This is a genomic window from Serratia sp. TSA_198.1 (assembly GCF_052686505.1).
Map to the genome: position 1 here is coordinate 358,293 of NZ_JBQZFP010000001.1, position 18,415 is coordinate 376,707.

Here is an 18,415-nt window from a genome sequence, read left to right on the forward strand (position 1 = left end):
TCACTGTTCCATATCGAGCAGCAGTGGAACATCGCTGAGTTGCGCCATACGGTTGCGGTAGGCCTCCACGTTTTCCGGCAGCGTAACCCCGGCGACAATCGACAGAGAACGCAGCAGCGGAAACAGCTGAATATCATCTTCCGACAGCGAGCCATTCACCGCATCGGAGGTGACGATCAGGCTGGAAAGCGCCTGGAGATCGGTTTCCAGCTCAGCAATGAGATCGGCGCTGTTGGCCAGGTGCTCGGAAAAATCACCTATTGAAGCCTGCTTCTTGTGGGTAAAGTATTGGCGGGCGCTGTCAGTGGCGAACTCTTCGAAATCGGCGTTGGCGATGCGCGGCAACAGTAATTTTGCGGAGTAACCGCCGACCCGTTGCAACCAGTCGGCGATCGCCGGGTTGGTCTTGCCGGTCAGCAGCGGCCGGCCGTCGAGATTATCGACATAGCGCACGATATCCATGCTTTCCGGCAGGTAGCTGCCATCGTCTTTTTGCAGAATGGGCGCCATTTTCTTGCCAATCATGCTGATGGGCGTAGCTTCATCATCGCTTAGCAAGGTGACAAGGCGGACGGGCAGGTTCTTCAGGCCGAAAATCATGCGGGCTTTAACGCAGAATGGGCAATGATCGTAGATAAACAGTTTCATGCTTGCTCCGGTTTTAGGTTTGAACAGCAATAGTTATCACAGCATACTGAGGCTGTCGCGAAGAGTTGTGTTGGAAGGTGCGTTATTGTGGCGTGGCCCGCGCATTACACGCGGGCCGGGGCAGAGATTATTTTTTTGTGGGCACGGAATTGATGACGTCTATCAGGTGCGTACGTGCCTCTTCCAAATCGATTTTATCGCGGTCGTTGGCTGCGTTGACTATTTGCAACTGTTTGATGATGTCACTCTTCAGCGTCGCATTTTCAGCAATGATGTGGGCCAGCGCTTTTTCTACCAACGTTGAGCGCGCGTAGATCATGCGCAGGTTCAGTACCATGTGTTCCAACAGTTGCGGTAATTTATCTTCGTCACTCATCGCCAACTTCTCCCGTTTATGTTTTTACTATCAGGATAGCAGCTCTGGGAAATTCGGCTGATTTTCTGGCAACTTAGAGAAGAAACTCAGCCGCCGCGCAGGATCGCCGGTGCGGCAGTGCGCGGATTGAACTGCCAGTACAGCGCGAACAGTGTCGTAAAACCCACGATACCTAGCAGGATCCACGGCAGTTCGGGCATGTTCAGCGCACGGCCGGTGTCGTACATCCAACCGCCGCCGGTGTAACCGAGCGCACCGCCCAAAGCCAGCCCCAGGCGGCTGAATCCCATGTAACTGCCGCGTGCGCGCGGATCCGCCAGCGAGGCGCTGAGGGTTTCCCGCGCAGGTTCGGCGATGATGGAACCTAGGTAGAAACAGCAGATCAGAGAGAAAACGCCTTGCAGGCTGGTCGCCAGGCCGACGGGCAACAGGCTGAGGGTCATCAGCAGCAGGCCCGCCATCAGCCGTTGTTCCAGGCGAAAACGTTTTTCGCTCCAGCGCGCCAGCGGGTAGAGCAGTGACAGCGACAGCGCGGCTTCAATGGCATACATCCATTTTACCGCTGCCGGCGAGCCGGCGATTTCATTGACCACGATAGGCAGCATCAGCATTACCTGAACCGACAGCATGTAGTAGCCGGTCAGCGTCAGCACATAAGTCAGGAAACGCCGGTCGCGCAGCACGCGCATCATGCCTTCCTTCATCGGGGCGCGAACGGTGGAAATACGGTAAGCCGGCAACAACCAGGCGTTCCAGCCTGCCGCCAGCACGAAAATGGCAGCGCCAACCCAGCAGACAAAGTGGAAGTCATATTGCAGCAACCAACTGCCGATCAGGGCGCCAATCACCGCACCGGCGCTGTCTTGCATCATCAGCAGAGAATAAAAACGGCCGCGCTCATGCGGGCGGGTGAGCTTAATCACCAGTGCGGTGCGCGGTGGATCAAACAGGGTGCCGCCGAGTGCGGAAAGGGCGCAAGAGAACCACAACAGCCAGGGTTCATCGGCCATCGCCATGGTGGCGAAGCCTGCCGCGCGCATCAGCATGCCGGTGACGATCATCGGTTTGGCGCCGAACCGGTCGGCGATTGCGCCGCCGAAGATCCCCAATCCCTGCTGAATCAACTGCCGTAAGCCCAGAGCGACACCCACCACTACCGCAGCCCAGCCGAGTTGATCGACAAAGCGGATCGAAATAAGCGGGAAGACCACAAAGAAACCCAAAACCACTAACAGATTATCGAGTAACAGGAAATATTTACCCAAGCTCCGAGCTTGCGATACCAGAGACATGCTTCACCACGAGCAATTAAGAGGGAGAGGAGTGCAACCCGTTTAGTTTGTACCCAATCTCCGTCTACCGATAGGGGCCAGGTAGATAATATTTTTTTATCGTCAATACGTTACCTGCGCGACAAAACCGCACGAAAATAGCCGTAAAATGACTAATCGCTTATTTACTGAGCTGTCGGGGTTTTACCTCCGGGGCAGGCTACGGTTATATTAAATGAGGGTAAGTGCGGTTCTGCGCCGGTCGTTGGAAAATAATGGCTCAGGATATGATCGTTACGGGATTATTATCCGGACGCGCCCCAATAAATACTTCTTATCGAACCGTTCTGACCGCGGGGGAAATGATGTTTGGCTACCGCTCTGCATCACCAAAAGTACGTCTCATCACCGACCGACAGGTCGTGCGTTTAGTCCATGAACGCGATGCCTATCGTCTGGCGGAATACTATGCCGAGAACCGGGCTTTCCTGAAACCCTGGGAGCCGGTGCGGGATGAAAGCCATTGTTACCCTTCCGGCTGGCAGGCGCGGCTTGGGATGATCACTGAAATGCAAAAGCAGGGCAGCGCGTACTATTTTATCCTGCTCGATCCGGAAGAAAATGAAGTGCGGGGCGTAGCTAACTTCAGCAACGTACTGCGCGGTTCGTTTTATGCCTGTTTCCTTGGCTATTCGTTGGCCGAAAAATGGCAGGGGCAGGGCCTGATGTATGAAGCGCTGCAGTCGGCGCTCCGCTACATGCTGCGTCAGCAGCGCATGCACCGCATTATGGCCAACTATATGCCGCACAATCAACGCAGCGGCGCGTTGCTCGCTCGTCTGGGATTTGAACGTGAAGGTTATGCCAAGGATTATCTGCTGATCGATGGGCAGTGGCAGGATCACGTTCTGACGGCATTCACCAATAAAGAATGGCTACCGCCACGCTGAGGCCAAATAATGAAATACGAATTAAGCGCTAAAGAAGCCAGAGTGATTGGCTGCCTGCTGGAAAAACAGGTCACCACTCCGGATCAGTATCCTCTCTCCCTGAACGGCATCGCCTTGGCGTGCAACCAGAAAACCAACCGCGAACCGGTGATGGATCTGACGGAAAGCGAAGTGCAGCAGGTTCTCGACCTGCTGCTGAAAAAACATTTTCTGCGTACGCTGAGCGGTTTCGGTAACCGGGTGGTCAAGTATGAACACCGCTTTTGCAATTCTGAGTTCGGCCAACTGAAACTGTCTGCCGCCGAACTGGCGGTGATAGCCACGCTATTGCTGCGCGGGGCGCAAACCCCCGGTGAATTGCGTACCCGTACCAATCGCATGCATGAATTCAGCGATGTCTCTGAAGTGGAGCAGGTACTGCAGCAATTAAGCGCCCGGGAGGATGGCCCGTTTGTCGTGCGTTTGGCGCGGGAGCCAGGCAAGCGAGAAAGCCGTTTTATGCATCTGTTCAGCGGCCAGATTGATGAGACGACGGCGGAGGTTGCGCAGATTGACGATGCGGATTTGAGTGAACGCGTCAGCGTGCTGGAAAGCGAAGTCGCAGAATTGAAACGGCAGTTGCAGACGTTACTGGCCGGGGGGCAGCATGACTAAGTTACGCGTTGGTGTCGTAGGGCTGGGCGGCATCGCGCAAAAAGCCTACTTGCCCATCCTTTCACAGGCAGCGGATTGGGCGCTGGTCGGCGGTTTTTCCCCTAATCAGCAAAAAGCGCAGCCGATATGCGACAGTTATCGCATGGCCTGCTTTTCCAGCCTGGATAGCCTGGCGCAACAGTGTGACGCGGTATTTGTTCACAGCAGCACAGCCAGCCATTTTCAGGTGATAAGCGAACTGTTGCGCCATGGCGTGCATGTTTATGTCGATAAACCGCTGGCGGAGACCGTGGAGCAGGGCGAGCAGTTGATCGCACTGGCTGAGAAGCAGGGCAAAACGTTGATGGTGGGCTTTAACCGCCGTTTCTCCCCCTTGTATCTTCAGTTGAAACAGGAAATGCAACGGCCGGCGTCGATTCGCATGGATAAGCACCGGGCAGACAGCGTAGGGCCAAACGGCCTGCGCTTTACCCTGTTGGATGATTATTTGCACGTGGTCGATACCGCGCTGTGGCTGGGGGGAAGTGCGGGGCACCTACTCAGCGGCCACCTGCGCGCCACAGACGCCGGTGAACTGCTGTACGCCGAACACCATTTTGCCTGCGGCGAAACGCTGGTGACTACCAGTATGCATCGTCGGGCCGGCAGCCAGCGTGAAAGCGTGCAGGCGGTGGCCGAGGGGGCGGTGTATCAGGTGAACGATATGCGGCAATGGTTGCGGGAAGATCCACAGGGCGTACTGGAGCATCCGGCGCCGGGTTGGCAGACCACGCTGGCGCAGCGCGGTTTCGATGGCGCTATCCGGCACTTTATCGCGTCTGTCAGCAACCAGACCGTGCCGGAAACGGCCGGGGAACAGGCTATCGCCGCGCAACGGGTGATCGAACGGCTGCTGCAGGATGCCGGTTTGTAAGGCGACGGCCCCGCGCGGGGCGCATGCGCTATTGCGGGATGTGTCTATAACTCTATGTAACATATGGCGGTAGCTATTCTGCTGTGGATGCGTAAACTTATCCGCTAGTTTTACGGACGCCTGCTGATGCAGGCGTCGACATTTACGGGACACATCAGACAACCACATGAACCTACTAAAATCACTGGCCGCCGTGAGCTCTATGACGATGTTTTCACGGGTGCTGGGCTTTGCCCGTGACGCCATAGTGGCGCGCGTGTTTGGTGCCGGCATGGCGACGGATGCCTTCTTCGTGGCGTTCAAACTGCCCAACCTCCTGCGCCGTATTTTTGCCGAAGGCGCATTTTCTCAGGCCTTTGTGCCGATCCTGGCCGAATATAAAACCCAGCAGGGTGAGGAGGCGACTCGTACCTTTATCGCCTACGTTTCCGGCTTGCTCACGCTGGTGCTGGCGGTGGTCACCGTATTGGGGATGCTGGCTGCCCCTTGGGTGATCTACATTACCGCGCCGGGCTTCGTTGATTCGCCGGACAAGTTCGCGCTGACGTCGTCGCTGCTGCGCATCACTTTCCCTTATATTCTGCTGATTTCACTGGCTTCGCTGGTGGGCTCGATCCTCAATACCTGGAACCGTTTTTCGATTCCGGCCTTTGCGCCGACGCTGTTGAACGTCAGCATGATTGGTTTTGCGCTGTTTGCCGCACCTTATTTCAACCCGCCGGTGCTGGCGTTGGCCTGGGCGGTGGTAGTGGGCGGCGTGCTGCAACTGGGCTACCAACTTCCGCATCTGAAAAAGATCGGTATGTTGGTCTTGCCGCGCCTCAAGCTGGGCGATGCCGGCGTATGGCGTGTGATGCGCCAGATGGGGCCGGCGATTTTTGGCGTTTCGGTAAGCCAAATCTCGCTGATTATCAATACCATTTTCGCCTCATTCCTGGTCTCGGGCTCGGTATCCTGGATGTACTATGCCGACCGTCTGATGGAGTTTCCTTCCGGCGTGCTGGGCGTGGCGTTGGGTACCATTCTGCTGCCGTCGCTGGCTAGGAGTTTTTCCAGCGGTAACCACGATGAGTATTCGCGCCTGATGGACTGGGGGCTGCGTTTGTGCTTCCTGCTGGCGCTGCCGAGCGCTATCGCGCTGGGGATATTGGCGAAACCCCTGACCGTATCGCTGTTCCAGTATGGCAAGTTCAGCGCTTTCGACGCGGCCATGACCCAGCGTGCGCTGGTGGCGTACTCGATAGGTTTGATGGGGTTGATCGTGGTGAAGGTACTGGCGCCGGGCTTCTATTCGCGGCAGGACATCAAAACGCCGGTAAAAATCGCCATTATCACGCTGGTCATGACGCAGGTGATGAATCTGATGTTTATTGGCCCGCTAAAGCATGCCGGCCTTTCGCTGTCGATTGGGCTGGGAGCCTGCCTTAACGCTTCGCTGCTGTACTGGCAGTTGCGTAAACAGAAGATTTTTCACCCGCAGCCTGGTTGGGCAACGTTCCTCACCAAACTGGTGATTGCGGTAATCGTGATGTCAGTGGTATTGGTTGGCGTAATGTGGCTGATGCCGGCATGGGATCAGGGCAATATGCTGGAGCGCCTGCTGCGACTGGCGGTGGTCGTGGTGGCGGGCGTGATCGCCTATTTTGGTGTGTTGGCCGGTTTGGGCTTCCGCCCACGGGACTTCGCGCGCCGGGTGGCATAAACGGGAATTTCCGGTCGCCATTGCATAAAAAAAGGGTCGCCTCGGCGACCCTTTTTCGTCTTCAGACGTTGGCTTACATGCGTTCGACGGTATCGATACCCAGCGTATCCAGACCGGTTTTCAGCGTTCTGGCGGTCAGCAATGCCAGTTTCAGGCGGCTTTGACGCGCTTCTTCACTGTCTGCATTCAGGATTTGGCAATGTTCGTAGAAGCCGGAGAACAAGCCTGCCAGGTCGTACAGGTAAGTACACATCACGTGCGGAGTGCCGTCGCGTGCCACCGTGGTGATAACTTCTTCGAATTGCAGCAGGCGGGTCGCCAGCGCAATCTCACGTTCTTCGGTCATCACCAGCGGCAGGGTCAGGCTGTTCTCATCGAGACCGGCACGCTTGAATACCGAGGCCACACGGGTATAGGCATACTGCATATAAGGGGCGGTGTTGCCCTCAAATGCCAGCATGTTGTCCCAGTCAAAGATATAGTCGGTCGTACGGCTTTTTGACAGATCGGCGTATTTAACTGCGCCGATACCGACGACATTTGCCAGGTGCTGCATTTCTTCTGCCGGCATATCCGGGTTTTTCTCGGCAATCAGTTTGCCGGCGCGATCGATAGCTTCATCCAGCAGATCGGACAGCCTCACCGTACCGCCCGCACGGGTTTTGAACGGCTTGCCGTCTTTGCCCAGCATCATGCCGAACATATGGTGTTCCAGCGAGAGCGAATCCGGGATGTAACCGGCTTTACGCACGATGGTCCATGCCTGCATCAGATGCTGGTGCTGGCGGGAGTCGATGTAATAGAGCACGCGGTCAGCACCCAGCGTTTCGTAGCGGTATTTGGCGCAGGCGATATCGGTGGTGGTGTACAGGTAGCCGCCATCTTTCTTCTGGATGATGACGCCCATAGGTTCGCCGTCTTTATTCTGGTATTCGTCGAGAAAGACCACGGTGGCGCCTTCGCTTTCTACCGCCAGCCCCTTGGCTTTCAGATCGGCGACGATTTCCGGCAGCATCGCGTTATACAGGCTCTCGCCCATTACGTCGTCTTCGGTCAGGGTGACATTCAGGCGGTTATAGGTGAGCTGGTTTTGCGCCATGGTGATGTCGACCAGCTTACGCCACATCTTCAGGCAGTATTGATCGCCGCCCTGCAATTTCACCACGTAGGCGCGGGCACGTTCGGCGAACTCCGCATCTTCGTCGTAGTGTTTCTTCGCTTCACGATAGAACTGTTCCAGATCGGACAGGCCCATGTCGCTGGCATTTTCATTCTGCATTTTTTCCAGGTAGGCAATCAGCATGCCGAACTGGGTGCCCCAATCGCCGACGTGGTTGGCGCGGATCACTTTGTGGCCCAGGAATTCTTGGGTGCGTGCGGCGGCGTCGCCGATAATGGTCGAACGCAAATGACCGACGTGCATCTCTTTCGCCACGTTGGGCGCGGAGTAGTCGATGACGATGGTTTGTTGTTTAACCGGTGCAATGCCAAGCTTCGGCGCATTCAGCACCTGATCAACCTGTTGCGCAACCCATTCGCCGTTCAGGAAGATATTAATAAAGCCGGGGCCGGCGATTTCTACTTTGCTGGCGATGTCGCCGAGATCAAGCAGCTGGACCACTTTTTCCGCCAACTGACGTGGTGGCATGCCGAGTTTCTTGGCTACGGACATCACGCCGTTGGCCTGATAGTCGCCAAATTGTGCTTTTGCTGACTGACGGACCTGTGCTTCGCAATCGGCTGGCGCGCCTGCGGCAATCAGCGCCTGGCTGACCTTATCTGAAAGAAGAACCTGAATATTCACCGGGTTACCTTAATGACGAACGAGGGGCCGTATGCCATGCCCCTGTGGGATTCAAAGGTGGTTTTCTGGCTGTGCGTCGAGACGGCAGCCCACCACAAAACAGCCTGTAATTGTAACCGATCTGATGTGTTACGTCAGCAGTTGGCGCCGGGGGGAAGGCGAAAGTGCAGGTTTGAAAATACCGGGCCAACAAAGGGAGTGTGTTTCAAGGGGGGCGTGTGCAGCACAAGAAGGTCAAAATGAGTGAAAAGGAATAGGTGATAAGGAAATGAAATAATCAGAACTAACGTTTTTTGTTATGACGACGGGAGTCCAGAGTGTTAATACTGCGTGATTTGAAATGGCGGTAAATTGCGTACGCGGCAATAACGACCAACAATAAAGATATGATTAAAAGAAACATGGTTGTTATCTCAAGTTTTGATTTTCCCCAAAGTAGCTTAATTGCTTTTTATAAGCAATTATTAAAACTTCATTTAAGATAAGTCTCACCGCTTCTGGGTATAAAATTCAATTAAAACAAATGGTTGATTTCATTATTCTTACTGGAATTGTCTCGTATGCTCATTGTTGACTTTGTTGTTTTTATGGCGAGTTATCGAGTGAGTAGAGTGATTTTCCGGATTCAATACAGCTTATTAAGTTAATAATTCCTGAAATATTTCCGTCATAAGAAAAATCTATCTATGACATGCGAAGATTCCGAAGTTTAATTAATCAGGCTCGGTTTTTAACGGTGCTCTTAATAAGGTGGGTAACGCTTGTTCTTTTGTGCCCTTTATCAACGTTAGTCGAAATATTTTACACGGCGGTAATGCGACGGACACAAATGTTACATTTTCCTGGGCAAAACGTGGATAGCCGCGTCTCAGCCGTGTAAATTAGCCCCCCTGAATTCGCTTTCCTTCGTATCGAGGCCCCTATGACGATCTTCCCGGCCATTGCCGAGCTTAATGACTTGGCGCTGGATCTGCCGCGTTTTGAACAGGCGCTGAGCCAGTTTGCGCAAAAACTGCATCTGGATTTGTCGCAGTTCAGCGCGGACCACATTTCGGTGCGTTGCCACCAAAACACCACCGCTGAACGCTGGCGGCAGGGGTTGCAGCAATGCGGCTCGTTGTTGTCTGAAGCGACGATCAACGGACGCCCGATTTGCCTGTTCGATCTGCATCAGCCGTTGCAGGTAGGTCCGTGGCTAATTGACTGCGTGGAACTGCCTTATCCGGGGGACAAGCGTTATCCTCACGAGGGATGGGAACATGTGGAATTGGTGCTTAGCGGCGAACCGGCCTCGCTGTATGCGCGCGCGCTGAGCCATTTGCCCGACGAGGCACTGTTGGCACCGGGGATCAAATTGAAACAGAGCTCGCCGCAGGGGGAGGGCGAGCGATTGCCGAATCCGACGTTGGCGATCACCGACGGCAGCGTAACGATTAAGTTTCACCCGTATTCCATCCGGGAAATCGTCGCCAGCGAGCAAGCTTAACCGGGCATCAGCGCTTGGGTGGCCAGCATCATGCGATCCAGCGCTTGCGTAAGCAGTTCGCGCCGGCAGCCGAAATTCAGACGTACAAACCTGCGGTCGCCGAAATCCAGGCCAGCGCTTAAGCCCACCCCGGCCTGTTCAAAGAAAGCGTGTGGATTGTCGGTCGCCAGTTGGCTGCAATCGATCCAGGCCAGATAGGTGGCTTCTATCGGGTGCAGCAACAGGCCGGGCATGGCGTTAATGCGTTCGGTCACCAAATCGCGGTTGGCGCGCAGATACGCCAACTGGGCGTCCAACCAGCCTTGCCCGTCCTGGTAGGCGGCTTGTGCGGCGACCAACGCCAGCACGTCGACTTCCGGAACTATGCCGCTGCGCGCGCGGGCCAACTTTTGGCGCAGGCCGGCGTTGGGAATCACCGCCATTGAGGCCCCTAATCCGGCAATGTTGAAGGTTTTCGATGGCGACATCAACGTAATGCTACGCTGGGCTGCGTCTTCATTAAGCGTGGCAAAGGGGATGTGTTCGCAACCCGGCTCAAGCAACAGATCACAATGAATTTCATCCGAACAGACGATCAAATCATGGCTACGGGCGAATTCATGCTGTTGCGACAACTCCTCCCGCCGGTAGACGGTTCCGCCCGGATTTTGCGGGTTGCACAGCAGCAGCAATTTTTCGCTGCCACCGAGCCGGCCCGCTATCGCGTCGAAATCCAGCAGCCAACGCCGGTCGTGCAGCTTGAGCGGCACCGGCAGATGCGGGCGTCCGGCGAATTTCGCCGCTTTGCGAAACGGCGGGTAGATGGGTGACGGCGCCAGAGTGCCTTCACCCTCAGCGGTAAAGGCGCGGACGCACAGATTCAGCCCACAGACCAGACCGGGCAGGAAAATCAGCCATTCGGGCTTGATGTGCCAGCCATAGCGCTCTACCATGCGGCGGGTAAAAACCTCAATAAGTTCAGGGGATGGATGGCCGTAGCCGAACACGCCATGCGCTACGCGCCGCTGCAATGCGTCGATGATCGCTGGCGGGGAGCGGAAGTCGGTGTCGGCGACCCAAAGCGGAATGATGTCGCGGTCGCGATATTTATCCCACTTAACGCTGTCACTGTGACTACGGTCTACCCATTGATCAAAATTGAATGCCATAGTTATTACCCTGAACAGGTTCATGTCTATCAATGAGCCTACGCGAGAAATTCTGAAGTTAACAAACTGCCGTCACATTTTGGCCGTCATCTGGGGGTGACAATGATTAAACTGGAAGTTTGCTGCTTTAGCGTCGATTGCGCGCTGACGGCGGAGCAGGCAGGCGCTGATCGCATAGAATTATGTGCCAGCCAGAGCGAGGGCGGTTTGACGCCCAGCTACGGTACGCTGCGCCTGGCGCGCGACAGGGTATCCATCCCGGTGCATCCGATCGTCCGCCCGCGCGGCGGGGACTTTTGCTACGGTGCGGTGGATTTCGACGTGATCAAGCAGGATATCGTGCAGATCCGCGACATGGGTTTTGCCGGCGTAGTGGTGGGTATGCTGGATGAAGAAGGGCATATCGACCTGCCGCGCATGCGTGAAGTGATGCGGCTGAGCGGCAATATGGCGGTCACCTTCCATCGCGCTTTCGACATGTGTCAGAACCCAATGGTGGCACTTGATCAACTGACGCAACTGGGAGTTGCGCGGATATTGACCTCCGGTCAACAACAAAGCGCCGAGCTTGGGCTGCCGTTGCTGCGCGATCTGGTGCATGCCAGCCAGGGGCCCGTGATTATGGCTGGCGCCGGTGTGCGGCTCAGCAACCTGCACAAGTTTGTGGATATCGGCGTTCAGGAGGTGCACAGTTCCTCCGGCCACGCGGTGCCTTCGACCATGCGCTATCGCAAAGCCGGCGTGACCATGTGTTCAGACAATGAGTTCGATGAATTTAGCCATTATTGCGTGGATGGCGAAATGGTGGAAGCGATGAAAAACGCGCTGGCCTTGGTTGATCCCTTGGCGCAAAGCGCATAAACACGCAGCTAACCGTGTTCTGATTACCGGTTTCCGGGCTAAAGCCCCTTGGCGTGAAACTGAACCCTCGGTGATCACGCGAGTACCAGGCCCCGGCGTTTTGTCGGGGCTTTTTTTATGCCCGAAAAAGCCCGATGAGTGGCAATATAGATAGATTAAACGACAGGCATTTCTCATCAGGCTCGTTATTATCGGATGCTTTTGGTATTCCCTTGTCATTATTAATGACAGCTGATAAATTTAATTTACACCGGTCATTTAATATCATTAATTTAAATTTTCCGCACTATTGTTATAAACGCCATGAATGAATGAGGTTTAATCTAAGAAATAACCTGAATTATATTTTTACCACTCGGTGAATTTAACTATTTTATTTTCAATAGCCCTGTTCTCTATACCCAATGGTCTTCAAGTTGCAGCCAGCAACGCGGCTGCTGAGAAGCGACGGAGATAGGCGAGAGAAAGTTATCGTAATACCACTAAGGAAGCCTGCCACAGGCCGCCGAATGGCCGTCACGGCCATAAACGGAAGTGCTTGTCAGGTTTAACAAGGAGATAAAGATAATGACCAGAACGGCATACCGCCTAACCGCTTCACTTTTATTGACCATGACATTGGCCGGCTGCCAAAACGTCAAACGGCCTGTACCTCTGGTGAATAAAGAGAGTGCGACAGAAGTGGTGGAGCAAGATAAAAAACAGCGCGAAGCCGAGCGTATGCAGCAATGCCAACATGAGCTTGAGGCAATGCGCAATATGGATCCCGAGAAATACCAAAAATTCAAACGTGAATTTGACACCTTGATGAGTGGCGCGGCGCAATATGCCGGGATGCGGACAAGGGTAAATACTGACACTCAGGAAACCGTCGATGCGCTTTACCGCTATCGCACCAACCGCATTTGCGCCGATATCAGTACCACCATGATGACCGGCCTCGCCGAGCGGGGAGAACGTATTCAATGATCTCTTGCTCCCGACAGACTTTTTTTAGCCTGATGCTGCCGCTGATGGCGGCGTCGGGTGCGCTTTATGCGGATGACGGCGTGCCTGTCTTATTGCAGTTTGCCGAACAGTATCACCAACAGGGGGCACAGGAAATACCGGTAAACAAGCAGCAGCCAACCCAGATACCGGTTCAAAAACCAACGGTTAAGGTGAGTCAAGTTCGGGAGCCTGCCGCTAATCAACGGCAACAATTGATGGCAGTCCACAAAACGTTGCGGGAGAAAGAAGCTCAACTTGAGCGCCAACAGGCCGCCATTCAGTCCCTGCAGCAGGAGTTAACGGCGCTGCGCGTCGCTTCAACGTTGACGGCACCAACCACTGCGCCTTCACAACAAGATTTCACCGCCTTGAGTGAGTTTGCCAGCGGTGTACGGCAGGCGTTAAATCTGACGCCGACGGAACGGCAGGCGCAGGCGTTGATAGCTGAGGCGCACAAGACGATGAGTGAACTTCAGGTGCAGTTGACGCAGCTTCAGGATAAAAACCGAAAGCAGGCGAAACAGCTTGAAGATAATGGGCTGCAACTTGCCGCTGCGCTTGAAGAAAATGCTAAATCAGCTCAGCAATTCGAGCAGGTAAGCAAGCGGGCAAGCGAGGCTGAGCAAGAGCGGGTTGCCGGCAATCAGGTGGAGAAGCGTTTGCGCAAGGAAATTGACGATCTGCGTTCACGGGCCACGCTGTTGCCGGACAAGCTGATGTTGACGAAACCTCAGGAACAGCAGAGTTATGCCGCCGGTGTAGCGCTGGGACGAGATATCCAGACCCTGCTGGCGGAGCGTAAAACGTGGGGAATCGATCCCGATAAAACGACGTTGTTGGGCGGCATGATCGACACCTTCAATGGCCACTATCAATTGAGTGAGGCGGTGTTGGCGAGCGCGTTGGCAGAGTCGGAAAAAACGGTGAATGCCGGCAGAACCAAGGCGGCGAAAGACCAACAGGCCAAAGGCGAATCTTTCGTTTCTGAGTTCAGGAAGAAAAAAGGTGCAAAGAAATCGTCCGCTGGCTTCTGGTTCCGGGTCGATTACCTGGGCGATGAAGCTATTGCTGAAACCTCTTTGGTGGATATCGTGGTGAAAGAGATGTTGACCGATGGCCGGGTGATTCAGGATATGGATCGCAGTGGGAAGGTACTTTCTCAACCGCTGTCAGCCTATCCGCCGTTATTCCGCGAGGCGATAGGTTACCTGAGAAATCATGGTTCGCTGACCATGGTGGTGCCACCAGAACTGGCTTACGGTGAAGCGGGCTATGCGCCGCAAATCCCGCCGAACGCTACCATGGTGTATGAACTGCGGGTAGTGGATGCCGATAAGGGGTAATGCGGGGCCTGGTTATCCAGGCCCTTTTGGCAAGAATTAAGGTTTTCTGGCCACCAGCACCGCACGCAACGGGGCCGGGTAACCTTCAATTGTCTTGCTGCTGTCCTTGGGATCAAGGAATTCGGCCAGTGATTCGCTGGTCATCCAGTCGGTTCGGCGCTGCTCTTCGGTGCTGGTTACGCACATGTCGGCAATCTTGACGTCGACAAAACCGCATTTCTCCAGCCAACACTTCAGCGCTTCGGCCGAAGGAATGAAGTAGACGTTGCGCATTTGGGCATAACGATCGCCCGGCACCAACATCTGGTTGCGATCGCCTTCCACCACCAGAGTTTCCAATACCAACTCGCCTTCGGAAACCAACTGATTTTTCAACTGATACAGATGATCCAAGGGTGAACGGCGGTGGTACAGCACGCCCATGGAAAATACCGTATCAAAGGCGGCCAACTCGGGCAGTTGCTCAATACCCAGCGGCAGCAGATGAGCGCGTTGATCGCCACCCAGCAGTTTGCGAACCGCTTCGAACTGGCACAAGAACAGCTGCATTGGATCAATACCCACCGCCATCTGTGCACCGGCACCCACCATACGCCACAGGTGATAGCCGCTACCGCAGCCGACGTCCAGAATGGTGCGGCCGGCCAGCGGTGAAATGTGCGGCAGAACGCGATCCCATTTCCAGTCGGAGTGCCATTCGGTGTCAATGTCGATGCCGTACAGCGAGAATGGGCCTTTACGCCACGGCATCAGGGTGCGCAGCATCTTTTCGATGCCTTCCAACTGGCCCGGCGACAGCGGTGCCTCCATTTCGGCCCGCACGCCGTGCAGCAAATCGAGACGGGTGGGCGTCAGTTCCGGCAAGTGTTCAACCGAGTTAAACCACTGTTTGAATTTGCCGTGCAGCGACTCGCGCTGCCAGGCGCTGAGCTGCGCGGGCAGGGTATCCAGCCAGTGGCTAAGGTTGCCTTTAGCGATGCGCTGATAGAAATCACCAAACTCAATCATTGCCCAGCTCCCGCTTTCAACGCGATCAGTGAACCGAAGTTAAAACACTGGAACCACACTTCGGCATGTTTAAAACCGGCTTGTTTCAGGCGTGCCTTGTGGGCTTCAACCGAGTCGGTCAGCATGACGTTTTCCAGCATGCTGCGCTTTTGGCTGATTTCCAGCTCGCTGTAGCCGTTGGCACGCTTGAAATCGTGGTGCATGTTGAACAGCAGTTCGCCGACGTCAGCATCTTCAAAACTGAACTTCTCCGACAGCACCAGCGCACCGCCTGGGCGTAAACCGCGATAAACCTGCTCCAGCAACCGCAGACGGTCAGCCGGCTCGAGGAATTGCAGGGTGAAGTTCAGCACCACCATGGAAGCATTTTCGATCTTGATATCGAGGATATCGGCTTCGATAACCTCTACCGGCGTATCGGCGCGAAAAGCGTCAATATGGCGGCGGCAACGTTCGACCATCGCCGGAGAGTTGTCGACGGCGATGATGTTGCAACCCGCCACCTTGATATTCCGACGCATCGACAGCGTTGCCGCGCCTAATGAACATCCCAGGTCATACACCTGGCTGTCTGGCTGCACAAAGCGTTCGGCCAGCATGCCAATCATCGAAATGATGTTGGAATAGCCGGGAACGGAACGCTGGATCATGTCGGGGAACACTTCAGCGACGCGTTCGTCGAAGGTCCAGTCGCCCAGTTTGGCGATGGGGGCAGAAAAAAGAGTATCGCGGTTTGGCATAGCGGGAAGTCAGTTCAGAATTCGAAGGCGCGTATTCTAACAGATAACGGCAAGAAAGCGCAGCGGAAGCAGGCGGCGGGGCCGCCTGATGACGAACAGAAGATCAATACAGGCTGAAAATCAGATCCCAGGGCAGATAGAAAATGTTGGCCAACACCATCAGGACCAACGAAATATAGGTTGCGGCCATACCTGAACGGCGCCAGCGGACTTCACGGTTACGCAAACCGTAGTAGTGCACCAGGCGCCCGGTCATCAGCATCAGGCCGCAAATATGGATCATCCATATTCCTGCGCCGTTCATTTCCATGATCACCAGCAGTACGGCGGCGATAGGAATATATTCTACGGCATTGCCGTGAACGCGGATGGCGGTCTGCAACTCATAAAAGCCGCCGTCTCCGTAGGCGACACGGTACTGCATCCTTAACTTAACCACGTCATAAGAGAGTTTGATCAACAACAATGCGCCGAGCACGACATAAAGCGCGCTTACCATTTTTAACTCCATTCCCTAACCAAAACTGGCAGCGAGCATCATAGCCGCCATTACAATCACTGTCGCGAGGAAAAATCTGATGTAATCGGTCAGATTAATCGGTCAAAACAGTGCATCCTGCTCCGGCCAGTCCGGTGGCGGGGGCAAATTAGGAATAGCCTGATGAAGCTGCTGCCAGATTTTTTGCGCCTGTTGCGGTGAATCGCCATTATCCGGCGTATGAATAAACAGGAAGGGGGTGGATTGCTGTTGCCATATGGGCAGTTTCTGCTGCCAGGCGTCAAACCAACGCAGATTGTCTTGCAACACGTCACTGCCGATAAAACGGACCAGCGGATTGTGGGCGGTGACCAGCGCATGCACCGGCAGTTTGGGTTTCTTTTGCTGGGCATCACGCACTGCGGCGCTGTCAGGGGCGGCATGATGCACCGGCCGGCTGTCGAGGATCACCCGGTTGATACCGCGCTGATGCAGCCCCTGATTCAACAGCCGTTCTTCCTCGCCCTTGGCGAAGAAAGCCGGGTGACGTACTTCTACGCCGTAGGTGAATTCTTTCGGCAACCCGTCAAAGAACTGCCACATGCGTGGTAATTCATCCGGCCCAAATGCCGAGGGTAACTGCAACCAAAGCTGCCCGATACGCTGATGGACCGGGCTCAGGCAGTGATAAAATGCCTGCAGTTCGGCATCGCAGTTACGCAGAGCGGCCTTATGGCTGATCTCTGAGGGGAACTTGAAACAAAATCGAAAATCATCGGTGGTCATGTCGCGCCAGCGCTGAACGATCTCCAGCTTGGGTAACGCGTAGAAAGTCGTGTTGCCTTCCACGCAGTTAAAATAGCGGCTGTAATCCGCCAGATCGCGCAGCCCGATGCGATTCCAGGCTGTGTGCTGCCACTGTGGTAGTCCGATGTAGATCAACGCGTCATCTTCCTTAATGAATGTCTTTGTGAGGTAAACGCGGGCGCGGCATGTGACGCCTCTGCAATGTTATTCGCCGAGTGCGGCAAGAATTTCACCGGTGCTGCGCACGCGAGCCAGGCGTGGGAATATATTGTCGAAGGCAAACCGGTGCATATCAGTATTTTGCGCGCTGCACAGGTCTTCGGCTATCACTAACTCGTAACCGTGCTCCCAGCCGGCGCGGGCGGTGGATTCAACGCCGATATTGGTGGCGATCCCGCCCAGCACCAAAGTTTTAATGCCGCGGCGGCGTAATTGCAAATCCAGTTCGGTACCGTAAAACGCGCCCCATTGACGTTTGGTCACCAGAATATCGCCGACGCTGACCGCCAGAGATTCCGGAAATTCCCACCAGTTTGCCGGTAATCCGCCCGCCGGCGATGGCGTGGGTCTGTCCACCGGCTGTTTCAGCGCATCGGCAAATGTGTCGGACCAGCCGACGCGCACCAGGATCACCGGCGCGTCGAGCGAGCGAAAACGCGCTGCCAGTTGCGCGCCGTGGGCTACCACGCTTTCGGCACTGTGCGGCCCGCCGGCGTAGGGCAGGATGCCGTTTTGCAAATCAATCAGCACCAGCGCTGTGGTTTGAGCATCGAGTTTCAACATCGGGGTCTCCCGTTACTGGGTGGATAAAATATGCGCAGCCAGAACGGCGCACTAAAACCAGGGTGAATTCAGGCTACGTGAAAAAAGGGTCACCGGTTAATGAGAAATTTGTTAATCAATGTGTTACTTCGGACAAAAACACGCCATTTAGTGCTGCAACAAAGCTGTGTTCGCACTTATCTGGAGCATGAATTTCCTTTATAATGATCGCCTTTTTTCAACACACTTTACTCCAACGAACTATGCCGATTTATGAATATGCATGTGGTGCTTGCAGCCTTCGGTTAGAGAAATTGCAAAAATTTTCCGATGCGCCGCTGACTGACTGTCCGGCGTGTGGGCAGCCCGCGTTAACCAAGTTGATTTCTTCCACGGGTTTCCAGTTAAAGGGCACCGGTTGGTATGCAACAGACTTCAAACCGGGTAATAAATAGAGTTCATCAGTTAACAGCC

Annotated in this window: 19 protein-coding genes; 9 read left to right on the forward strand and 10 right to left on the reverse strand. The window is 54.8% G+C overall.

Annotated features, from left to right (window positions below):
• The 3 genes from grxB to mdtH all read right to left on the reverse strand — a co-directional run bounded on the left by grxB (window position 1) and on the right by mdtH (window position 2,316).
• A complete protein-coding gene (grxB, locus tag ACUTSW_RS01690) occupies window positions 1-648 on the reverse strand; it encodes a glutaredoxin 2 (protein ID WP_004945588.1) in 648 nt (215 codons plus the stop codon).
• A 127-nt stretch (window positions 649-775) separates the two neighbouring features.
• Entirely contained in the window at window positions 776-1,024 is a 249-nt protein-coding gene (locus tag ACUTSW_RS01695) for a hypothetical protein (protein WP_013813348.1), read from the reverse strand.
• 86 nt (window positions 1,025-1,110) lie between these two features.
• Entirely contained in the window at window positions 1,111-2,316 is a 1,206-nt protein-coding gene (gene mdtH / locus ACUTSW_RS01700; RefSeq protein WP_062871086.1) for a multidrug efflux MFS transporter MdtH, read from the reverse strand.
• Window positions 2,317-2,660: 344 nt separating this feature from the next.
• Here mdtH and rimJ point away from each other — a divergent pair, with 344 nt between their 5' ends.
• The 4 genes from rimJ to murJ all read left to right on the forward strand — a co-directional run bounded on the left by rimJ (window position 2,661) and on the right by murJ (window position 6,514).
• Window positions 2,661-3,245 (forward strand): ribosomal protein S5-alanine N-acetyltransferase, encoded by a 585-nt coding sequence (gene rimJ, locus ACUTSW_RS01705; RefSeq protein ID WP_006325909.1) that lies wholly within the window; start codon window positions 2,661-2,663, stop codon window positions 3,243-3,245.
• Window positions 3,246-3,254: 9 nt separating this feature from the next.
• Window positions 3,255-3,899, forward strand: a complete 645-nt coding sequence (locus ACUTSW_RS01710) for a YceH family protein (protein WP_063202756.1) — start codon at window positions 3,255-3,257, stop codon at window positions 3,897-3,899.
• A complete protein-coding gene (locus tag ACUTSW_RS01715; RefSeq protein ID WP_166728919.1) occupies window positions 3,892-4,812 on the forward strand; it encodes a Gfo/Idh/MocA family protein in 921 nt (306 codons plus the stop codon). The genes ACUTSW_RS01710 and ACUTSW_RS01715 overlap by 8 nt, the downstream gene beginning before the upstream one ends.
• A 166-nt stretch (window positions 4,813-4,978) precedes the next feature.
• The gene (gene murJ, locus ACUTSW_RS01720; RefSeq protein ID WP_063202760.1) at window positions 4,979-6,514 is read left to right on the forward strand and encodes a murein biosynthesis integral membrane protein MurJ; all 1,536 of its coding nucleotides are present in this window, start codon (window positions 4,979-4,981) and stop codon (window positions 6,512-6,514) included.
• Between the two features lie 73 nt (window positions 6,515-6,587).
• Here the strand turns inward: murJ and argS are convergent, their stop codons facing one another.
• The gene (argS, locus tag ACUTSW_RS01725) at window positions 6,588-8,318 is read right to left on the reverse strand and encodes an arginine--tRNA ligase (RefSeq protein ID WP_004945573.1); all 1,731 of its coding nucleotides are present in this window, start codon (window positions 8,316-8,318) and stop codon (window positions 6,588-6,590) included.
• Window positions 8,319-9,240: 922 nt separating this feature from the next.
• Here argS and ACUTSW_RS01730 point away from each other — a divergent pair.
• Entirely contained in the window at window positions 9,241-9,804 is a 564-nt protein-coding gene (locus tag ACUTSW_RS01730) for a VOC family protein (protein WP_037433035.1), read from the forward strand.
• Here the strand turns inward: ACUTSW_RS01730 and ACUTSW_RS01735 are convergent.
• Window positions 9,801-10,952 (reverse strand): MalY/PatB family protein, encoded by a 1,152-nt coding sequence (locus ACUTSW_RS01735; RefSeq protein WP_020439186.1) that lies wholly within the window; start codon window positions 10,950-10,952, stop codon window positions 9,801-9,803. The two genes, ACUTSW_RS01730 and ACUTSW_RS01735, sit on opposite strands and share 4 nt — an antisense overlap.
• A gap of 102 nt (window positions 10,953-11,054) precedes the next feature.
• Here ACUTSW_RS01735 and cutC point away from each other — a divergent pair, with 102 nt between their 5' ends.
• The 3 genes from cutC (at window position 11,055) to ACUTSW_RS01750 (ending at window position 14,146) form a co-directional block, all read left to right on the forward strand.
• Complete coding sequence (gene cutC / locus ACUTSW_RS01740; protein ID WP_020439185.1) at window positions 11,055-11,813, forward strand: copper homeostasis protein CutC; 759 nt, start codon at window positions 11,055-11,057, stop codon at window positions 11,811-11,813.
• A 567-nt stretch (window positions 11,814-12,380) separates the two neighbouring features.
• Window positions 12,381-12,782: a hypothetical protein gene (locus ACUTSW_RS01745; protein WP_445583520.1), complete on the forward strand. Its 402-nt coding sequence runs from the start codon at window positions 12,381-12,383 to the stop codon at window positions 12,780-12,782.
• Window positions 12,779-14,146, forward strand: a complete 1,368-nt coding sequence (locus tag ACUTSW_RS01750; protein WP_445583521.1) for an FKBP-type peptidyl-prolyl cis-trans isomerase N-terminal domain-containing protein — start codon at window positions 12,779-12,781, stop codon at window positions 14,144-14,146. The genes ACUTSW_RS01745 and ACUTSW_RS01750 overlap by 4 nt, the downstream gene beginning before the upstream one ends.
• Window positions 14,147-14,182: 36 nt before the next feature.
• Here the strand turns inward: ACUTSW_RS01750 and cmoB are convergent, their stop codons facing one another.
• The 5 genes from cmoB to ACUTSW_RS01775 all read right to left on the reverse strand — a co-directional run bounded on the left by cmoB (window position 14,183) and on the right by ACUTSW_RS01775 (window position 17,962).
• Window positions 14,183-15,154, reverse strand: coding sequence for a tRNA 5-methoxyuridine(34)/uridine 5-oxyacetic acid(34) synthase CmoB (cmoB, locus tag ACUTSW_RS01755; protein WP_445583522.1), 972 nt, complete (start codon window positions 15,152-15,154; stop codon window positions 14,183-14,185).
• Window positions 15,151-15,894, reverse strand: coding sequence for a carboxy-S-adenosyl-L-methionine synthase CmoA (gene cmoA / locus ACUTSW_RS01760; RefSeq protein WP_063201210.1), 744 nt, complete (start codon window positions 15,892-15,894; stop codon window positions 15,151-15,153). The genes cmoB and cmoA overlap by 4 nt, the downstream gene beginning before the upstream one ends.
• Window positions 15,895-15,997: 103 nt before the next feature.
• Complete coding sequence (locus tag ACUTSW_RS01765) at window positions 15,998-16,393, reverse strand: MAPEG family protein (RefSeq protein ID WP_004945554.1); 396 nt, start codon at window positions 16,391-16,393, stop codon at window positions 15,998-16,000.
• A gap of 102 nt (window positions 16,394-16,495) precedes the next feature.
• Window positions 16,496-17,311, reverse strand: coding sequence for a DUF72 domain-containing protein (locus ACUTSW_RS01770; RefSeq protein WP_445584435.1), 816 nt, complete (start codon window positions 17,309-17,311; stop codon window positions 16,496-16,498).
• Window positions 17,312-17,383: 72 nt separating this feature from the next.
• Complete coding sequence (locus ACUTSW_RS01775) at window positions 17,384-17,962, reverse strand: hydrolase (protein WP_445583523.1); 579 nt, start codon at window positions 17,960-17,962, stop codon at window positions 17,384-17,386.
• Between the two features lie 242 nt (window positions 17,963-18,204).
• On the opposite strand from ACUTSW_RS01775, the gene ACUTSW_RS01780 reads away from it, so the two are divergent.
• Entirely contained in the window at window positions 18,205-18,396 is a 192-nt protein-coding gene (locus ACUTSW_RS01780) for an FmdB family zinc ribbon protein (protein WP_012145506.1), read from the forward strand.
• The last annotated feature ends 19 nt before the right edge of the window (window positions 18,397-18,415 follow it).